Raw genomic sequence first — 18,961 nt, 5'->3', positions numbered from 1 at the left:
GTCGCCGACCGGTGGCACCTGTGGCACGGACTGGCCGAGGCCGTGGTCAGGGAAGTCGCCGCCCACTCGGCATGCTGGGCCGGCGCGACCGGGCTGCAGGAGGGGCCACGGGCCCGCAGCACGGCCGAGCGCTGGGCCCAGGTGCACGGGCTGCTGGACAAAGGTGTCGGCCTGTTGGACTGCTCCCGCCGGCTGAACCTGTCCCTGAAGACCATCAAGCGGTACGCCCGCGCCGGCGCCCCTGAGCGCCTCCAACGCGTCCCGAAGTACCGGCCGACCCTCGTGGACCCCTACCGGGAACACCTGCGCACCCGGCGGGCAGAAGAGCCCGGGGTTCCGGTCCAGCAGTTGCTGCGGGAGATCCGCGGGCTGGGCTACCAGGGCAGCTCGAACCTGCTGCACCGGTACCTGAACCAGGGCCGCGCCGAGGACGCCCGCTCGCACCTCTCGCCCCGCCGTGCGGCCGGACTCCTGCTGACCAGGCCGGACAGGCTCACCGCCGCACAGCAGGAACGCCTCGACCAGCTTGCCGCAGCCTGCCCCGAGATCACCACGATGCTCGACCTGGTCCGAGCGTTCGCCACCCTCCTCAAGCCCGAGGAGGCGAACGCTGCCAGACTCGAGGACTGGGCCCACGCCGCCCGTGCTGCGGACCTGCCTCACCTGCACTCCTTCGTCCGCGGACTCGAGCAGGACCACGACGCGGTCCTCGCCGCGCTCACCCAGCCTCACCACAACGGCAGAACCGAAGGTGTCAACACCAAGACCAAGATGCTCAAGCGACAGATGTCTGGACGCGCCGGCTTCAACCTCCTGCGCCACCGCATCCTCCTTGCCTGACCCCGCCGCGATCCACCACCGAAAGTGCGACAGAGCCAGAAAAACGGTGTGTAAGGGTCCGGCCTGATCCGAAAGGAGACGGCCGTGTCGGAGTCCACGACCGAGATGACAGCGACAATGATCGATCCCGTGACGGGAGAGATCATCGATCAGAAGGAGCTTGCCAAGCGATTGCTCGCGCAGGCCAAGGAACAGGGCGTAAGCCTGGTTGGCCCCGGCGGGCTGCTGAACCAGCTGACGAAGAACGTGCCGGGACCGCGCTGGAAGCCGAACCGGCCGGGCACCTGGGCCACGAGCACGGCGAGACGCCGGTCGCGGCCAACATGCGCAACGGCACCAGGCCGAAGACCGTGCCGGCCGGGATCGGCCCGGTCGAGATCGAGGTTCCTCGGGACCGGGACGGGTCCTTCGAGCCGGTGATCGTGCCCAAGCGGAAACGGCGTCTGGATGGGATCGACCAGATCGTGCTCTCGCTTTCCGCCCGGGGATTGACCACCGGGGAGATCGCCGTGCATTTCGAGGAGGTCTACGGGGCCAAGGTCTCCAGGGACACCATCAGCCGCATCACGGAGAAGGTCGCAGGCGAACTCGCGGAGTGGTCGGCCCGTCCACTGGACCCGGTCTATCCGGTGCTCTTCGTGGACGCGATCGTGGTCAAGGTCCGCGACGGGTAGGTGCGCAATACCCCGTTCTACGTCGTCATGGGCGTCACCGTGAACGGGGAGCGGGAGATCCTGGCATCTGGGCCGGCGACGGCGCCGAGGGTGCCCGGTTCTGGCTGCAGGTCTTCTCCGAGCTGAAGAACCGCGGCGTGGAGGACGTGTTCATTGCGGTCTGCGGCGGGCTCAAGGGCCTGCCCATCACTACCTCCAGAATCGAGGCGTTGCGATAACCGGTTGAATCCGTCCAGTTCCGCTCCACAGTGTTCGTGCACACGCTCAAAAGCAGCGGACTGACCGGCTCGATGGGACGGACCGGCGCGTGCGGCGACAACGCACCCGTGGAGTCCTTCTTCGCCCTGCTCCAGAAGAACGTCCTGAGCCGGCGGCGCCGGAGCACCCGGCAGGAACTGCGTCCGGCCATTGTGACCTGGATCCAGAGAACCTACTACCGCAGGCGCCGCCAGCACGCTCTCGGCCGACTCACGCCAATCGAATTTGAGACAATACAAACCGGCCTTCAAGCCGCCTGAAAACCATCAACCCCGAGAGTTAACGAAACGCGGGGCAGTCCCGGATGCCGGTGCCCTAGAGCAACTCAATGATCTGGGTCAACAGCGGCAGGCCGCGGGAGAAGAACACGGTAATGCAGGCGGCGAGGAACAAGGCCGTCAGCACGACGATGAATATAATCAAGGGCCAGCGGGGGGGCATAATCGTTGCCTGCTCGTCCGCAGGGGTTGCGGAAGAAGAATGGGTTGGGGAAGGCTTGGCTGACCCGGAAGTGGCGAACTGTGCAGCGGATCCGGCCGCCGGAGTTGCTGCTTCACGATGGTGGGAACGGTGGGCTCTAGCAAAGTTGATCGTCATATCTCTACCCTCCGGCTCGGCCCTGAACCCGAACTGTGGTGGAACTGTGAAGTTGCTGTGGAGGCGCGCTAGTCATTTTCCCAGCCCTCGCAAATCGCCCCAGCTGCCACAGTCACCGCCGTCGTTTACCTGGCTCGACTCGTCATGCTCCTCGTGCCACTCGCTGTCCTGTCCCTCCCAGGGATCCGTCGCTTCACCTGGGTCCCTTCGGCACCCGCCTGCTCTCTAATGGTCTTGGCTGGCCTGGTGACGGCTGGCAGGCCGGTTCCCGGTCCACCAGGGGTGACTCCCCCGCCTTGTGACCTCTCCTTGGAGCGGTGGCCTTCTAGCGACCGATCCGCCCGGCGGGCCGGCACCGGCCTGCCCTCTTCCGGTGGCCTGATAGAAGGCCGTCCAGGGTGCTGCCTGTGACCCGTTAGAGAACGGCCCCGGAAGAAGCCCTTCCAAGCCGGTGCCGTCACGGCCCCTGCATGGAAGGAGGATGCCGCGTTGTCCATCGTGGCAGGAGAATACGGCTACGTCATCGGCGTGGACGCCCATACCCGCACCCAGACCTACGCGGTCGTCGACACTGCTACCGGCGCCTCCACGGCCACCGGGACATTTCCCGCCAGTGACACCGGCGTCGGGCAGGCCATCACCTGGATGCGCCGGCACACGGTTGAGAAGGTGCTGGCTGCCGTGGAGGGAACCCCCTCCTACGGGGAACCCCTGGCCCCGGCCCTGCAGACGGCCGGAATCGCCGTAGTCGAGGTGAAGCCACCGTCGAGGGCGTCCCGGGCCGGGACCGGAAAGTCGGATGCCATCCATGCCCTCGAGGCCGCCCGGCGCGTGCTGGGCCTGCCGGTGGAGAAGCAGGCCGCACCGCGCGCCGACGGGCTGCACGGAAGTGAAGGCGAAGGGAGGCGTCGTCGCGGCGGTCGCCGCAGGGCCTGCGGAGATCAGTGAAGTCCTGGGAGGAGGTCCGGACGCTCAGGGTCGCTCCTGAGCGTCCGGACCGCTCACGTTGTGGGGCTCAGGCCGCCCCTGATAGCCCGGAGGCCACGGGCTGCTCTTCGCTCGATTGTGCCTCGAGCAGGGTCGCTTCGAGGTCCACCCCCTCCCGCTGCGCCGCCTCGAGGGCGTTCGGGTCGTCGAGCCGCAGCTGCACCGCCGCGCCGTCGCGCCTCACGGCGACGGGAACGTTGGTGAGCGGCATGCTCTCGAGATCGATGCGCGGGTCGTCCTCCTGATGGGCGACGATGGCGCGTGCCTCGTCGAGCGTATCGACGCTGGGCATCGACCCGGGCAGGTGGCGCCCCGCCGACTCGCGCAGGAACAGCACTGCGACAGCGCCGACCAGCGAGGTGCCCATGAGGTAGTACGCCGGCATCATGTCGTTGCCCGTGGACTGGATGAGGACATCGATGATCAGCGGGGCCGTGCCGCCGAAGACCGCCACAGCAACGTTGTACGCGATGCCCATGCTGAAGTACCGGCAGCCGGTCGGGAACTGGGCCGGCAGTGTCGAGGCGAGGATGGGCACGTAGAACGCCACGGGGAACGCCAGCATCGCGAGCCCCGTGAGCGTGGCCGGAACGGTGCCGATCCCCACCAGCAGGAAGGCCGGCATCGCGAGGACGACCGTGCTTAGGGCGCCGATCCACAGGGCGGGTCGGCGCCCGATCCGGTCGGAGAGCCTGCCCGCGAACGGGATGCACAGGCTCATGGCAACGAGGACCGGGATGGTCAGGAGGGTCCCGTGGACCTCGTCGTAGCCTTTTGACTCGGTCAGGTAGGTGGGCATGTAGGACGTCAGCGCGTAGCCGACGGTGTTCGCGGCCGCCACGACGACGACGGCCACGAGGATCGGCTTCCAGGTGGCGCGCAGGACGGCGAGCGGCCCCCTCGCCGCGGTCTCATCCTTGGCGATGCGCTCGTTCGCCAGCCGCTCCTGGGTGTCGAGGACGGCCTGGAACGTAGGGCTCTCCTCGATCCGGAGGCGGAAGTAGATGGCAATCGCTCCCAGCGGTCCCGCCACGAGGAACGGGATGCGCCAGCCGAACTCTTCCATTGCAGCCTGGCCGAGCGTGAGCTGGAGGACCGAGACGAGGGCGGCACCGGCCGCGAATCCCAGGTAGGAGCCCATGTCGAGGAAGCTCGTGAAGTAGCCCCGGCGCTTGTCCGCGGCGTACTCGCTCACGAACGTTGTGGCCCCGGCGTACTCGCCGCCCGCCGAGAAACCCTGGAGGAGCTTGACCGCGACCAGCAGCACCGCCGCCCAGACTCCGATCGTCGCGTAGCCCGGCAGGAGGCCGAGGAAGAACGTTGCGGCGGTCATCAGCGTGAGCGTGGCAACGAGGACCCTTTGCCGGCCGACCCGGTCGCCGAGCCATCCGAAGAAGATGCCTCCGATGGGCCGGGCAACGAACGTCGCGGCAAAGGTCCCGAGCAGGAAGAGGGTCTGGACCACTCTGTCCGCCTCGGGCAGGAAGACCGGGCCCATCGTGGTGATGAGGTAGCCGAAGATGCCCACGTCGTACCACTCCATCGTGTTGCCGACGACGGTTCCCCCGACCGCCCGGCGCAGCATGGACTTGTCCACGACGTTGACGTCGCCGACCCTTAGCCGGCGCTTTCGGAACGTGATGTGTGTGCGGCCGGAGGCCGCTCCATAGCTGTTGGGCTCGGCCACTTCCTGTCCAGGTTCAGCATTCATGGTTTTCGCTCCTGTTCAAGCGCGGCCGTTCACCGTGATGCCAGGCAGGAGGTTCGACGTATGCCGAGCCCGGCAGGGTCGCGATGAAGCTGTCGAGGAACTGCACTCCGCCCTTGGCGGCCTCGGTCTTTTCAGGTGCAGTGGTCATTTCTTCTCCTATTCGGGTGGGGATGAAAGGGGAAAGGTCAGGATGCTGGCGGTGCGCGCTGCCTCGTTCAGGGGCGCGCAGTGTGTCTCCGCGCCGCGGGCGCGCTGGGAGCGCTCGACGTCGCGGCGCCGCTTGGCGAAGAGCCTCGCCTGGGCGCTGCTGAGCAGCCCCACGGGATCGTCCCCGCGGTAGTAGACGGCCAGGAAGCTGTGGCCCTCGACGTCGCCTGCCTCGATCTCGAGCCGGACGGCCAGCCCGGCGTGGCCGCTGAACTGGATGCGGACGCCGTACTGGTCGGACCAAAAGTACGGAGAGCGGCCTGGGGCCTGGGGTCGGGCACGCCAAGGAGGGCCCGGATGGCACGGCCCGGCTGGGTGAGCGCGGCGTTCCAGTGCCCGAGCCGGTGCGGGCGGCCCAGGTGCTGGTCGTGCCAAGCCGCGCAGTCCCCGACAGCCACGACGCCGGGGAGCCGGCTCCGGCCGTGCTCGTCGCCGACCAGAACGAGTCTGCCATCGAACCCCTCGGCGCGGGCCGCGCGGGCGGCTGAGAGGCCCGCAAGGGACGAACCGGCAATGGCAAGGGTCTTCATCATGCTCCTGACCTGAGCGGGCGGTTCGAGGGGAGAGAGTTGCGTTTGACGCAACACGGTTCATCCTACACAACGGTGAGCCACGCCACAGAATGATGTCAAGCGCGTGAATACTGACCGTTGACAGTTAGGGAGCGGAACACTACGGTCGCTTATATATCAGTTGTATGTTCAGTCGGAACCGGCCGGCCGGACTCCACCACGGCCGGCGCTTCGCTGCCGGACAACAACGCCGTCACGACTTCGCCCTGATCCCTAAGGAAGAACCAGACGCCATGAGCACTGCCCTCACCCTGCCCCGCCCGGCCGCACAGGCAGCCGCCAGCCCGCCCCGGCCGGCGGGGGTGCTGACACTGTCCTGTCCCCAGCGCAGCGGCATTGTCCACGCCGTCTCCCGCTTCCTGGTGGAACACAGCTTCGACATCACTGAACACCAGCAGTTCGACGACACCGTGGACGGACGGCTGTTCCTGCGCACGGCATTCTCCGCTGCGGAAGCGGTAGACGCCGGCGTCCTGGCGGATGAATTCACCCCCGTCGCGGCGGAGTTCGGCATGGACTACACGTTCCATGACGGCGCCCGGCCCAGGGTTCTGGTCATGGTCTCGAAATTCGGGCACTGCCTGCACGATTTGATCTACCGCTGGCAAACCGGAAGCCTGGCCGCGGACCTGGTCGCCGTGGTTTCCAACCACGAAGACCTGCGCCCCATGGCCGAAGCAGCGGGCCTGCCCTTCATCCACGTGCCGATCAGCGCGCAGACCAAGCCGGCCGCCGAAGCGCGGCTGCTCGAACTGGTCGGGACGTACCAGGCGGACCTGGTGGTGCTGGCCCGCTACATGCAGGTGCTCTCCGACGACCTGTGCCGGAAGCTGGCCGGGCGGGCCATCAACATCCACCATTCCTTCCTGCCCGGTTTCAAGGGCGCCCGCCCCTACCACCAGGCGTACGAGCGCGGGGTCAAGCAGATCGGCGCCACTGCCCACTACGTCACCGCCGACCTGGACGAAGGCCCGATCATCGAACAGGAAGTCATCCGGGTGGACCACCGGCTCAGCCCTGAGCAGCTGGCCACCATCGGCCGCGACGCCGAAGCGCTGGCCCTGGCCCGGGCCGTGCGATGGCACGCCGAAAAACGCGTGCTGCTCAACGGCCACCGCACCATCATCTTCACCTGACCTCCTCGGACCCGTCCCGCCGCCACCGGCTCCCGCCGCAGCGCCCGCGAACCCACGTACCTTCGAAAGGCCCCATCATGCAATCACCCCGCGTCGTCATCATCGGAGCCGGCATTGTCGGCGCCAACCTGGCCGACGAACTGACCGAGCGAGGCTGGACCGACGTCACCGTCCTGGACCAGGGCCCGATCCCGCTGACCGGCGGTTCCACCTCGCATGCCCCCGGACTGGTCTTCCAGACCAATTCGTCCAAGACCATGGCGGAATTCGCCGCCTACACCGGCCAAAAGCTCGCCTCTCTGACCCGCGACGGCGCCCGGGCCTTCAACGCCGTCGGCGGCCTGGAAGTCGCCACCACGCCGGAGCGGCTGGAGGAGCTTAAGCGCCGCCACGGCTACGCCACCTCCTGGGGGCTGGAGGCCCGCCTGGTGGATCCGGCCGAGGCCAAGGCGCTGCACCCGCTGATCGACGAGAGCATGGTGCTCGGCGGCCTGTACCTGCCCGGCGACGGGCTTGCTTCGTCCCTGCTCGCCGTCGAACTGCTGCGCGAACGGGCTGAATCCCGGGGCGCCCGGTTCATCGGCCGTACCCCGGTCACCGGCATCGAACGCGCCGCCGGCCGGGTCACCGGCGTCCGCTCCGGCGACACAGTGTTCCCGGCGGACATCGTGGTCTCCGCCGCCGGCTTCTGGGGTCCGGCAGTCGGGGACCTGATCGGGATGCCCGTGCCCCTGGTGCCGCTGGCCCACCAGTATGTGACCACCACCTCGCTGGCCGAGCTGGCCGGCGAGCCGGAGCAGGCCGTCGGCACCGGCAACAATGCCCGGCTGCCCATCCTGCGCCACCAGGACGAAGACCTTTACTTCCGCCAGCACGGCTCGCGGCTGGGCATCGGCTCCTACGCGCACCGGCCGATCCCGGTCGGCTACGACGAACTGCCCGGTGCCGAACAGATCAGCGAGCACGCCATGCCGTCCCGGCTGGCCTTCACCGCCGCGGACTTCGAGCAGCCGTGGAAGGCCTGCCGCCAGCTGCTGCCGGGCCTGCACAAGACGGAGATCGACGATGCCTTCAACGGCATCTTCTCCTTCACTCCCGACGGCGGGTCGCTGGTGGGCGAGTCCCGGGACCTGAAGGGCTTCTTCATTGCCGAGGCCGTCTGGGTCACGCATTCGGCCGGGGTGGCCAAGGCGGTGGCCGAGCTGCTGGTCGACGGCCGGTCCGAAACGGACCTGCACGAGCTCGACGTCGCCCGCTTCGAGGAAATCCAACTGCAGGACGAGTATGTGCTGGAGACCTCGCAGCAGAACTTCGTCGAAATCTACGACATCCGCCACCCGCTCGAGCCCCGCCAGTCGCCGCGGGACCTGCGCGTCTCCCCGTTCCACCGGCGCCAGGCCGAGCTCGGGGCCTTCTTCCTGGAAAGCGGCGGCTGGGAGCGTCCGCACTGGTACGAAGCCAACGCCGCCCTGCTCGACACCCTGCCGCAGGAATGGCAGCCCCCGGCCCGCGACGCCTGGTCGGCGAAGTTCGACTCCCCGATCGCCGCGGCCGAGGCGTACGCGACCCGCACCAACGTGGCGATGTACGACATGACGGCGCTCAAGCGGCTGGAGGTGTCCGGCCCCGGGGCACTGCCGCTGCTGCAGCGCCTGACCACTGGCCAGCTGGACAAGAGCATCGGTTCGGTCACCTACACCCTGATGCTGGACGAGGCCGGCGGCATCAAGAGCGACCTGACCGTGGCCCGGATCGAGGACGCGCTGTTCCAGGTCGGGGCCAACGGCGGGCTGGACCTGGACTACATCACCCGCCAGGCTGCCGGGCAGACCGAGACCGACCCGCAGCAGTGGGTCCAGGTCAGGGACACCACCGGCGGCACCTGCTGCATCGGGGTCTGGGGCCCGCGCGCCCGCGACCTGGTCCAGCCGCTCACCCCGCAGGACCTGTCCAACGACGGCCTGAAGTACTTCCGCGCCGCCAGCACCACGATCGCCGGCATTCCGGTGCGGATCATGCGCCTGTCCTACGTGGGCGAGCTCGGCTGGGAGATCTACACCAGCGCCGAGTACGGCCAGCGGCTCTGGGACGCCCTGTGGGCCGCCGGCGAACCGCTGCAGGTCATCGCGGCCGGCCGCAGCGCGTTCAACAGCCTGCGGCTGGAAAAGGGCTACCGCTCCTGGGGCACCGACATGGACACCGAGCACGACCCGGTCCAGGCCGGCCTCGGCTTCGCGGTCCGGGCCAACAAGGAGGACTTCGTCGGCAAGCAGGCCCTGGAACAGCGCACCGCCCAGCCCCCGGCCACCCGGCTGCGCTGCCTGACCGTCGACGACGGCACCTCCATGGTGCTGGGCAAGGAACCGGTGTACGTGGACGGGCAGCCCGCCGGCTACGTCACCAGCGCCGCCTACGGCCACACGGTGCACCGGCCGGTAGCTTACGCCTGGCTGCCCGGTACCGTGGCCGAGGGCGACACGGTGCAGATCGAGTACTTCGGCCGGCGGATTGACGCCACCGTGGTGCCCGAGCCGCTGGTGGATCCGGAAATGAAGAAGATCCGCGCCTAAACGATGCAAAGGCTGGTACGCAGGCTACAGGGCGCTGCGTACCAGCCCTTCGAAGGGCGTCACGTGTTCCTCGGCCAAGTCCGCGGCCCGGTCCGCGTCGCCGTCGATGATGGCCTGCAGCAGCGCCTCATGTTCCCGCACGTGCCCGGTGATCGGCGCCAGCCCGGGGAGGACGAAATTCCACATCCGCTGCGAGAGGCTGAAGTACTGGATCAGCGTCGCTTCCACGTAGCTGTTGCGCATGACCGCATACACGGTGCGGTGAATCTGCTCGTCCAGGTCCATCGAGGTCCGGTTGGATTCCTCCGCGGTTGCCGCCAGCTGCCGCAGGCACTCCTTCAAGCGCTGCCGGTCCTCGTCCGTGGCCAGTTCGGCCGCCCGGCGCGCGGCGAAGGATTCCAGCACCCGCCGGGCATCCGAGATGGCCTTCAGATCCCGGATATTCACGTCGGCAACGATGGTGCCCCGGCGCTGACAGACCGTAAGCATGCGGTCGGACTCCAGCCGCTTGACAGCCTCGCGCATCGGCGTGCGTCCCACGCCCAGCTCGGCCATCAGGGCCTCTTCGTCCAAGGCCGCCCCCGGCGGCAGGCGCATGTCGATAATCCGCTGGCGCAGTTCCAGATACGCGTGTTCCGCCCGGGTCCGGCCGACGGTACTCATCGCTTCCACAGTGCCGGGCCTTTCCCTCGATCCAGCGGGCCGGTGACCGGTCCCACCCTAGATATATCCGACCTAGCACGAGTCGGCCCTTCCCCAGCCTTGGTCACGCGGTAGTGGAACCCAGGGCTTTCCTCCGCGGCCCAAGCCTGGTAGATGCCGACCTTTTCAAAAAGCCGGCGGCCCTCAACCGGGGACTGGACCTAAAGGAGTCTTCTGGGCGCTGGAACTCGTCCAGGACCGCAGCACCCGGACACCCGCATCCACATGGTCCCGCCTGCCATCGTTACACCGGAAGAAGTAGCCCAGACGCTGTCCACTTACGACCAGGCGCTGGCGGCCGTCGCTCTGCGACTCTCGTATAACACGGTTGCACCTTCCGCTAAGGAAGGTTCACCCACCCAGGAATCGAGTGGGCTATGTGCCGCACAAATCGAGTAAAGATCCATAAGTGCTGGCATGCCCTTGTCACAACAGCATGTTGAACTACATCCAAGCTGACCCCCGTGGCCCATCGGTCTGGACGGGGATGAGCTGCCGCTGCCTGACGGAATCGCCATTACCGGCGTCTCTCTGATGGGGGTGGAAGGAGGGAAGTTGCGCCATTTAGCGTTCCACACTGTCGCACCTGCCCGCACTGCAATGTTAAGGCATTTATGTGGCCTTGGGCCGCGTCTTAACAGCTTGACAGCTAGCGTGGGATACGTCACGCTGTTGCACATCATGATTGTCGTTGCGTAATACGCATGTGAAGGGAAACATGGAGACGCTTGTGGTGGTGGGAGCATCCTTGGGTGATGTTTCGCCGGCTACAACATCTCGACAACACCAGTTGCTCCCATTAACTCCGCAATCCCCACTAATCGCACACTGCCAGTCCTCCCGGGAGAAAAAATGTCCGCTCCAGTGAACGTGCCCCTCAACTCACGCGGAAAACTCGCTACATCATTGCCTGCAGAGCAGCTGGCGGAAATCGCCGAGCTGTTTGAGTTCCGGCGCACGGGCTATTCCCTCGATGCCCCCTTCTACACCGACCCGGCGATTTTCAAGATCGACATGGAGGCCATTTTTGGCCAGCACTGGATCTTTGCTGCCAGCGTCGCCGAACTGCCGGAGCCGGGCGATTACGTCACCGTCGACTACGGGCCCTACTCCCTGATCGTGCTGCGCAACGACGACGGCGACGTGAACGTCCTGCACAACGTGTGCCGCCACCGCGGCGCCCGCGTCCTGACCGAAGCTGCGGGATCAACGGGAAACCTGGTCTGCGGCTACCACTCCTGGACCTACTCGCCCAGCGGCGATCTGATCCACGCCTCGGCTCCCGGGGAAGCGAAGTTCGACAAGAGCTGCTTCGGGCTTAAGCGCGCCCACAGCCGCGTGGTCGCCGGACTCATCTTCGTCTGCATTGCGGACGAACCGCCGGCAGACTTCGACGAAACCTCAAAGATCTTTGAGCCCTACCTCGCGCCCCACGATCTGTCGAAGACGAAAATCGCCTACCAGCAGAACATCGTCGAGGAGGGCAACTGGAAGCTCGTCATGGAGAACAACCGTGAGTGCTACCACTGCGACGGCCACCCTGAACTCGCCTGCTCCCTCTTCCCGACCTGGGGCCTGACGGAGGGCCTGATTCCGCCCCACCTTGAGGAAGTGTGGGAACGCAACAAGGAAGCCCAGTCCTCCCTCGAGGAGCGTTGCCGCCGCTACGGCCTGCCCTACGAGGTGGTCGAGGAGCTTGACACGCGCATCGCGGGAATCCGCATCTCACGTGAATCACTGGACGGAGAGGGCGAATCGTTCTCGGCTGACGGGCGCAGGCTTTCCAAGAAGCTGCTCGGCGACCTGCCGGACTTCCGCCTTGGCCGCTGCTCGATGCACCTGCAGCCCAACAGCTGGTTCCATTTCCTCGGCGACCACGTCATCACGTTCGGCGTCTTCCCCATCAACGAACACCAGACGCTGGTACGCACCACCTGGCTGGTGGCTGACGACGCCGAGGAAGGCGTCGATTACGATCTGGAGAAACTCACCTACACCTGGAAGCAGACAAACCTGCAGGACAAGGCGTTCGTGGAGCTGTGCCAGAAGGGTGCCGGCAGCCCCGCCTACGAGCCCGGCCCGTACATGAAGAGCGAATACCAGGTAGAGGCGTTCATTAACTGGTACGTGCAGCGCGTACAGGAGCACTTGGCATGACTGAACTCCTCACTGAGACGGTGATCGAGGAACCACGGCGCATCCGCGGTCTCGAGATGCCGTGGAACAGGGTGCTGGGCAGCACCGAGGCACCCGCCCGCGCCGCCCACGCCCTGGGTCCCTGGCATCCGCAGGAGTTCATGGCCGAATGTGTCGAGACCGTACCCGAAGCGGGCGACATGATGACCTTCGTGTTCCGCCGCTGCGACGGTGCGCCCCTAGCGTTCCGTGCAGGCCAGTACGTAAACATCGCCTTTCCCGTGAACGGCGAGGACCAGGAACCGGTAGACCGCAGCTACTCGCTGTCCAGTTCGCCCACCCAGCCCTGGACCTTCAGCGTCACCGTCAAACGCGACCCCACAGGACTCGTCTCCCCGTGGGTGCACCAGAACGTCAAACCCGGCACCGTCCTGGATATGCTCGGACCGGTCGGGGCGTTCCACCTGCCCGATGCCGACCGGCGGGCGCGTTACCTCTTGCTGGCCGCCGGCGCGGGCATCACTCCCATCATGTCCATGGTGCGGACCATCCACTCCCTGCCCGGACACGCCGACGTCGTGGTGCTCTACCATGGAGCCGAGGCCGGAGGTTTCGCCTTTCACCAGGAGCTGGCCTACATCGCCTCCGTGGACTCGCGCGTCAAGGTCTTCTACTCCCTGGGCGACCGCAGCAAACCCGACGGGTGGGAAGGGCTCAGCGGAAGGCTGACGGCAGCCATGATCGACCAGGTGGCACCCGATGCCAACGGCCGCCAGGTCTATGCCTGCGGCCCCGAGGGTTACCTGAACAGCGCCACCGAGCTCCTCAAGAAGGTCGGCGTCGATGACACCTCCATCTACATGGAGTTCTTCTCGGGAGATCGTCAGACACTCCTTGAGTACCAGGCAGAGATCGCGCTTGCAGCGGACATCGCCGAGGAAATCGCGGAGGAAATTGAAGATTCCGCCGAGGAGTACTATGAAAGCCAGCCCAGCGCGTTCGGGCTCTACGAGCCCGGCTACGACGCCGAGGGAACCCTGAAGGCCTCGGGACTGCCGCTGGAAACCGTCGACCCGGACGCGCCCGCCCCCGAGGGCAGTTCGGACGCCGAGCCGGAGGCCGCGACCCCCGATGCCTCGAGTTTTGACACGGTGGGAACGGGAAGCCTGACCCTGTCCTTCATGCGTACCGGCATCAATGTTCGGATTGACCCCGACGAACACATCCTCGGGGTGGCCCAGCGTGCGGGCGTCAGGATCGGTGCGAACTGCAAGGAAGGCATGTGCGGCTCCTGCAAGGTCGTCAAGCTTTCCGGGGAGGTCGAGATGAACCACCAGGGCGGTATCCGGAAACGGGAAATCGATGCCGGCAAGTTCCTGCCCTGCTGCTCGACCGCGCGCACCGATATGGTGATCGATGCCTAGCCGGCTTTAACTGCTCTGGGCCGAACAGCCAAGGGATGGTTTCCACGGCAAGGATACAGGGGCCTGCGGGAATGCCACACGTGGCATTCCCGCAGGCCCCTGTCGGTCCGTGGGCTCCCCGACCAAGTCGTGTCTTCCCGGAACATTGACGCACCACCATGGTCGCGTGTCCACTAATCCACCCACGCTTGTCAGTGGGACCCGGTGGGCATAGCCAGGGGGCAGTGCCTTAGGGCCTGTCGGCGACGCTGAATTCGGTCACGTCGGTCACCCGCTTTTCATTCGGGGCGCCGGCATCAAACTGCCGGTTCAGCAGGTTCGGGGCAACGATGCCCTGCTCGCCCTGGTAAGAGTTGTAGCGCTTCTTCCGCCGGACCTTGCAGACCAGCCGCAGCGAACGCAGCATTCGCCTGACAGCCGCCGCAGATCCGGTCAGCCCAACCAGCGCCACCAGTGTGACTGCTCCGGTTCCGGCATCGGTTCCGGATCCGGCTCCTCGCCCAAGGCCAGCGCCGCCTCGACGATGTCGTCCGCGGTGAGCGTCATGACGGCCTCACGATCGAGCACGTCGAGACTTTGTTCCTCGTCGAGCGACAGCCGCAGCGCCTGGCGGTTGAGTGCCTGCTCGAACAGCGTGCGGGCGAACCGTGCGTTGCCGGAGTCCTCGCCCGCATGGAGCCCGGTGAAAATGCGTCGCAGCATCTGGTCCGCACCCGGCTCCAGCGTGTACTCGTGCTGGGCCAGCATCCGGTGGAAGATCGTCTGGAGTTCGTCGACGGAGTAGTCGGGGAACGTGATCTCGCGGGCGAATCGGGAGCGCAGTCCGGGGTTCGAGAGCAGGAAGGACTCCATCAGCTGCGGGTACCCGGCCACGATCACGACCAGGCGGTGGCGGTGGTCCTCCATCCGCTTGAGCAGGACCTCGATCGCCTCGGGGCCGAAGTCCGCCCGGCCGTCCTCCGGGGCCAGCGCGTAGGCCTCGTCGATGAACAGGACGCCGTCCAGCGCACGCCGGATCACCCGGTCCGTCTTGATGGCGGTCGCGCCGACGTACTGCCCCACGAGGCCCGAACGGTCGACCTCGACCAGGTGGCCTTTCTGCAGCAGACCGACCGCGCGGTACATCTCGGCCAGGAGCCGCGCCACGGTGGTCTTGCCCGTGCCCGGGTTTCCGAGGAACACCAGATGCTGTGATGTGGCCACCTCCGGCAGGCCGTGCGCCTTACGGCGGGCCTGGACCTGGAGCAGTGCGACGAGGCCCCGCACCTGTTCCTTCACGGTCTCCAGTCCGACCAACGCGTCGAGCTCGGCCTGCACCTCGGACAGCGGCCGGGGCGGCCCGGGCCTAGCACCGATGAGATCGCCGACCAGGTCGTCGACGCGCTCCGAACCGTGCAGCTTGAGCTGGTCGGCCAGATGGGCGATGGTTTCGCGCAGGTCGTCGAGCGGATTGCGGCTGGCAGCCATGCATCCACTGTAGTACCCGATTCCCGACCGGGGTGGGGTAGGCCTCACCGGTATCAACTCCCTTTTGGCCGTAGTGTTCACACGGTACAGCCAGTCTCCATTGGATAATGCGGGCACCGACCGTGCTTTCGGTGCTGACTACGGCACCAAGGATGAGGGACATAGGGAGCCTCCGGGGTCAGGTGTAAGCCTTCGACAAGCCACACCCCACCCGGAGGCTCTCCCTACGTCAACCCAACTCGCCCGCAACCAACCTCATGGCCAGGTACAACTGATATGGAGTGATGTGCTGTCAAGTGGGCATGACGAGGCGCCCTCGGGACGAGGTCCCGGGGGCGCCTCGTTGCTTCACCGGGCGGGGGCTGGCGAGCGTGTCGTTGGTCGACGCGCGGTCAGACTCTCACGAAAATTAAGGTGGCCGCGGATGGTGTGCCTCGGCTTAGGCGGGCGCTCATTGGCCCGTCCGCGGGGACGGGTCAGCCGGCTTGTTGTGCTGGTTCGATAGTGACCGTGAAGCCCATGGCTTCGAGCTGGCTGACGGCGCGGGCGCGCGTTTTGGCCGGCTGCAGCCGGGTGAAGTAGTCAGGTCCTGGATCCTTGTAGAGTTCGCCGGTCCGGAGCATGTTCCATACGGCTGTCAGAATTGCATGCTCGACGGCAACGAGGGCTTTCATGGGCCCCCGCCGGGCGGCAAGGCGCCGGTATTTGGCGCCGAAGTAGGTCTTCTTCGATCTCGAGCCGGCAAGCACCGCTATCCCGAGGGCGCCCTTGAGATACGGGTTGCCGGCTCTGGTCCTGCCGGATTTGATGCGCCCGGCCGATTCATTGTTGCCCGGTGCGGTACCAGACCAGGATGCCAGGTGCGCCGCGGTGGGGAACACGCTCATGTCGGCCCCGGTTTCGGCGATGATGACTTCGGCGACGCGCCCGCTGACGCCGGGGATGCTCATCAGCAGGTCCCGGGCCGGGCGGAAGGGGTCGATCGCCTGCTCGATCCGGGCGCCGAGCTCCTCAATGGCCCGGGTGTGCCCGTCGATGATGTCCAGGTGCAGTCCGGCCAGGAACGCATGGTGGGCGTTGAATCTGCCGTTGAGGGCTTCGGCCAGGGCGGGAATCTTTGCCCGCAGGCTGTAAACGGCAAGATCGGCCAGTACCGCAGGATCCCGCTCTCCCTCGATGAGGGCCCCGAGCATCGCCCGGGAGGAGACACCTGTCAGATCCGTGGCCACGGAGGAGAGCTTGATCCCGGCGTCTTCGAGCAGCTTCTCCAGGCGCTGGATCTCACTGCCGCGCTGTCGGATGAACATTGTCCGGGTGCGCGTCAGGTCCCGGAGCTGGCGGACGGGCTCGGGTGGAACGAACGAGGCACGCACGAGACCGAACGCGCCCAGCTGGGCCAGCCATGCCGCATCCGAGACATCGGTCTTGCGCCCGGGCATGTTCTTGACCTGTTGGGCATTGGTAAGCATCACGTTGAGCCCGTCTTCAAGCAGGAAATAGAACTGCTTCCAGTAGTCGCCGGTGGCTTCCATCACCACCAGCGTCACCTGCTCGTGGAGCAGATGCTCCCGCAGGGCCAACACCTCGTTCGTGGTCGACCCCCACGTGGCCACCGTCGAGGTGTATTGCCCGCGGCGGCGGCCGGGGCGGCGCACGCAAACCTTGGCGTCGCGTTTGGAAATATCAATGCCTGCGCACCGCTCGTGCAGAACGTCCATGGCAGTCCCAACCCGCTTCCTTCCCGGATCTTCCGAATAAACGTGTTCCGAGGAGGGCGGAAAAACAGAAGTCTCTCACTCGTGCTCACGGCAACAATCCACGGTTCCCGCGGAAAGGGCCCTCCGCACCCATGCTGATATACAGGCTCAAAAGCACCACAGTCTGATCGGCGTCTGACCGGAACACACCACCAGAGTGCACCGCGACGCCATGCCCGGCCAGTGCCCGGACGAGCCGGTCCGACCGCGAATTTTCTGCCATCACGGAGGGCCCAACGCCCTGGGCAGCTGATATGCGCGGGTTGGTTACCGCAGGACGGTGGTTCGGCTGGGGCCGGTCCGCGTGTCTAGGAACGGGCGTGGCCGCCGGGGGGCGGCTGCTCATAGGTGTTTCGCGGGTGGCTCCACGCGCTGCCGTCAGCGCCCCGTGGCCCGGCGAAGCGGCCGGGGCTCAGTCCTCCATCACGGCCAGTGACCAGCACCAGCTAAGCCAGCTCGCGGGCGATCGCGACATTGGCCACGGTGGGGCGCTTGCGCCGCTCAAGGAATTTCACCCAGCGGTCGTGGAGGCGCCGGTTGCCCTCGTCGCCGCGAATGCGCGCCGCGGCCGGAGCGAGGTCCCACCGGTCGCGCATGGTTTTGCCGACGGTATAGCGGGCCCGGTGGTGCCATGCGGCCCCGGGCCGGGAGCCGGCGGACGTGGGAGTTGCCGGTCTTGGATGTCCGGTCCCTGGGTCCGGGAGGCGCCCGAGGAGTGCTCGGCGGGGGTGAGCCCGACGAAGGAGGCGATCGTGGCGCCGGTGAACCGGTGCCAGTCGCCGATCCCGGCCGCGAGGGCGAACCCGGTGAGGGTGCTGACCCCGCGCAGGCAGCCCAGGCGCCGCACCAGGGGTGCTGCCTCGCTTTCGGCGGCCAGCTCCGCGATTGCGGCGTCGAGGCGGTCCCTGCGCGCCTTGACCGCCAGGACGGCCTCGTACTCGGAGTCGAAGGCCATCCGGGTTGCCTTCAAGGTCAGCTGCCCGGCCGCTTCGCGGCGCAGCCAGGCATCGTGCGCGCCGGTCCAGGCGGCCCCGCCGGCATAGACGATCCCGTGCCGCAGCAGCAGCTTCGAGAGCCGGTGCCTGGCCCTCATCAGGTCCCCCCGGCAGTCCTCCCTGGCACGCACCAGGTCACGGGCGGCTTCCTGCGCCGTGTCAGGGACCGACACCGCGGCGGCTCTCGTCAAGGCGCAGCAGCCTGGCCAGATGCACCGCGTCCCGGGCGTCGGTCTTCACCCGGTCCCCGGACGGGCGCTGCAGCTTCGACGGGGCAGCGACCACGCACCTGATCCCGTCCGCCGCCAGGGACCGTGCCAGCCCGAACCCCGTCGGGCCTGCCTCATAGGCCACGGCCAGCGGAGCGGGAAGCCCGGCCAGCCATGCCCTGACACTCATACGACGGGGCCAGCCTGGCCTGGACCAGCTCCCCGGTCACGCCGTCGATCGCCGCTGCCGCAACAGACCGGGCGTGCACATCCAGCCCAACACTCGTACGCTCAATAAACACCGGGGCCTCCTACGCATGTCGGATAGGCCGGGCAGGGGCTTCTGTCCGGTAACCCACGAATCTGCGTCAGCGAGGCCCCGGCCCGCAACCACCCACGCAAGGGCGGTCACTCCATACCGTCTAGGGCCTGTCCTGTGAATCATCCGGGTAGAACTCGATACTGTTCGCCGTCAGAAGGCCCGCCTGCAGATCGGTCGGCGTTTCCCTTACTAGCTCCACGACGAGTTCCGCATCGATGACAACGCGAAGTCGCCGGGACACAGTGCCACTCACATAAAGGGGCCGCTGAGAAAATTGGGGACCCGCCGACTCTTAACCGTGTGATCACTGCGCACCGGCCCACGGTGGATAGTACTCCACCAGCTCATTGAACATGCAGAAGGACGTTCTCGCCTCGAAGGCGACGGCGAGAGAATC

At 66.8% G+C, this 18,961-nt stretch carries 15 protein-coding genes and 3 pseudogenes; 8 read left to right on the top strand and 10 right to left on the bottom strand.

All coding sequences use genetic code 11. From position 1 onward, the window contains the following. From HGG74_RS17080 to HGG74_RS17070, 3 genes and pseudogenes are all read left to right on the top strand, one after another. Positions 1-840: transposase (locus HGG74_RS17080; RefSeq protein WP_168488308.1), on the top strand; the 840-nt coding region annotated here is incomplete at its 5' end. A gap of 117 nt (positions 841-957) precedes the next feature. After that, positions 958-1,699: pseudogene (locus HGG74_RS17075) on the top strand (IS256 family transposase); the annotation flags it as partial. Between the two features lie 48 nt (positions 1,700-1,747). Next, positions 1,748-2,032, top strand: a pseudogene (locus tag HGG74_RS17070) (integrase core domain-containing protein); the annotation flags it as partial. A 55-nt stretch (positions 2,033-2,087) separates the two neighbouring features. On the opposite strand, the gene HGG74_RS22020 reads toward HGG74_RS17070, so the two are convergent. Then, entirely contained in the window at positions 2,088-2,213 is a 126-nt protein-coding gene (locus tag HGG74_RS22020) for a hypothetical protein (RefSeq protein ID WP_281356163.1), read from the bottom strand. Positions 2,214-2,867: 654 nt separating this feature from the next. Here HGG74_RS22020 and HGG74_RS17065 point away from each other — a divergent pair. Continuing rightward, positions 2,868-3,317: an IS110 family transposase gene (locus HGG74_RS17065; protein ID WP_312856885.1), complete on the top strand. Its 450-nt coding sequence runs from the start codon at positions 2,868-2,870 to the stop codon at positions 3,315-3,317. A 67-nt stretch (positions 3,318-3,384) separates the two neighbouring features. Here the strand turns inward: HGG74_RS17065 and HGG74_RS17060 are convergent, their stop codons facing one another. From HGG74_RS17060 to HGG74_RS17050, 3 genes are read right to left on the bottom strand one after another with little or no spacing between them, the layout of a single operon-like run. Further along, positions 3,385-5,067, bottom strand: coding sequence for an MFS transporter (locus HGG74_RS17060; RefSeq protein ID WP_168488305.1), 1,683 nt, complete (start codon positions 5,065-5,067; stop codon positions 3,385-3,387). Continuing rightward, positions 5,057-5,215 carry a hypothetical protein gene (locus HGG74_RS17055; RefSeq protein WP_168488303.1) on the bottom strand — a complete coding sequence of 53 codons (159 nt, stop codon included), beginning with the start codon at positions 5,213-5,215 and terminating at the stop codon, positions 5,057-5,059. Before HGG74_RS17055 ends, HGG74_RS17060 begins: the two co-directional genes overlap by 11 nt. Positions 5,216-5,223: 8 nt before the next feature. Then, positions 5,224-5,649: an oxidoreductase C-terminal domain-containing protein gene (locus tag HGG74_RS17050; RefSeq protein ID WP_168488301.1), complete on the bottom strand. Its 426-nt coding sequence runs from the start codon at positions 5,647-5,649 to the stop codon at positions 5,224-5,226. Between the two features lie 430 nt (positions 5,650-6,079). On the opposite strand from HGG74_RS17050, the gene purU reads away from it, so the two are divergent. Further along, entirely contained in the window at positions 6,080-6,982 is a 903-nt protein-coding gene (gene purU, locus HGG74_RS17045) for a formyltetrahydrofolate deformylase (protein WP_168488299.1), read from the top strand. A 77-nt stretch (positions 6,983-7,059) separates the two neighbouring features. Next, positions 7,060-9,552, top strand: coding sequence for a GcvT family protein (locus HGG74_RS17040; RefSeq protein ID WP_168488297.1), 2,493 nt, complete (start codon positions 7,060-7,062; stop codon positions 9,550-9,552). Between the two features lie 24 nt (positions 9,553-9,576). Here HGG74_RS17040 and HGG74_RS17035 read toward each other — a convergent pair whose 3' ends face one another. Continuing rightward, a complete protein-coding gene (locus HGG74_RS17035; RefSeq protein WP_168488295.1) occupies positions 9,577-10,215 on the bottom strand; it encodes a GntR family transcriptional regulator in 639 nt (212 codons plus the stop codon). Positions 10,216-11,106: 891 nt separating this feature from the next. Between HGG74_RS17035 and HGG74_RS17030 the strand changes: the two genes are divergently transcribed. Together HGG74_RS17030 and HGG74_RS17025 are read left to right on the top strand one after the other, a co-directional pair. Next, positions 11,107-12,411, top strand: coding sequence for an aromatic ring-hydroxylating oxygenase subunit alpha (locus tag HGG74_RS17030; protein ID WP_168488293.1), 1,305 nt, complete (start codon positions 11,107-11,109; stop codon positions 12,409-12,411). Next, positions 12,408-13,814: a ferredoxin reductase gene (locus HGG74_RS17025; protein ID WP_168488292.1), complete on the top strand. Its 1,407-nt coding sequence runs from the start codon at positions 12,408-12,410 to the stop codon at positions 13,812-13,814. Before HGG74_RS17030 ends, HGG74_RS17025 begins: the two co-directional genes overlap by 4 nt. Positions 13,815-14,058: 244 nt before the next feature. On the opposite strand, the pseudogene HGG74_RS17020 reads toward HGG74_RS17025, so the two are convergent. The 5 genes and pseudogenes from HGG74_RS17020 to HGG74_RS21680 all read right to left on the bottom strand — a co-directional run. Continuing rightward, positions 14,059-14,208, bottom strand: a pseudogene (locus tag HGG74_RS17020) (IS3 family transposase); the annotation flags it as partial. A gap of 38 nt (positions 14,209-14,246) precedes the next feature. Then, entirely contained in the window at positions 14,247-15,281 is a 1,035-nt protein-coding gene (locus HGG74_RS17015) for an AAA family ATPase (RefSeq protein ID WP_168488288.1), read from the bottom strand. Between the two features lie 476 nt (positions 15,282-15,757). Beyond that, the gene (locus HGG74_RS17010; RefSeq protein ID WP_168488286.1) at positions 15,758-16,999 is read right to left on the bottom strand and encodes an IS110 family RNA-guided transposase; all 1,242 of its coding nucleotides are present in this window, start codon (positions 16,997-16,999) and stop codon (positions 15,758-15,760) included. Positions 17,000-17,549: 550 nt separating this feature from the next. After that, positions 17,550-18,206, bottom strand: a complete 657-nt coding sequence (locus HGG74_RS21685; protein ID WP_312856883.1) for a transposase — start codon at positions 18,204-18,206, stop codon at positions 17,550-17,552. Further along, positions 18,193-18,432 (bottom strand): hypothetical protein, encoded by a 240-nt coding sequence (locus HGG74_RS21680; protein ID WP_246262974.1) that lies wholly within the window; start codon positions 18,430-18,432, stop codon positions 18,193-18,195. Before HGG74_RS21680 ends, HGG74_RS21685 begins: the two co-directional genes overlap by 14 nt. Between the last annotated feature and the right edge of the window lie 529 nt (positions 18,433-18,961).

It is taken from the genome of Arthrobacter mobilis (assembly GCF_012395835.1).
Taxonomy (GTDB): domain Bacteria; phylum Actinomycetota; class Actinomycetes; order Actinomycetales; family Micrococcaceae; genus Crystallibacter; species Crystallibacter mobilis.
The sequence above is the reverse complement of the archived record's forward strand: the minus strand, read 5'-3'. Positions and strand labels throughout refer to the sequence as shown.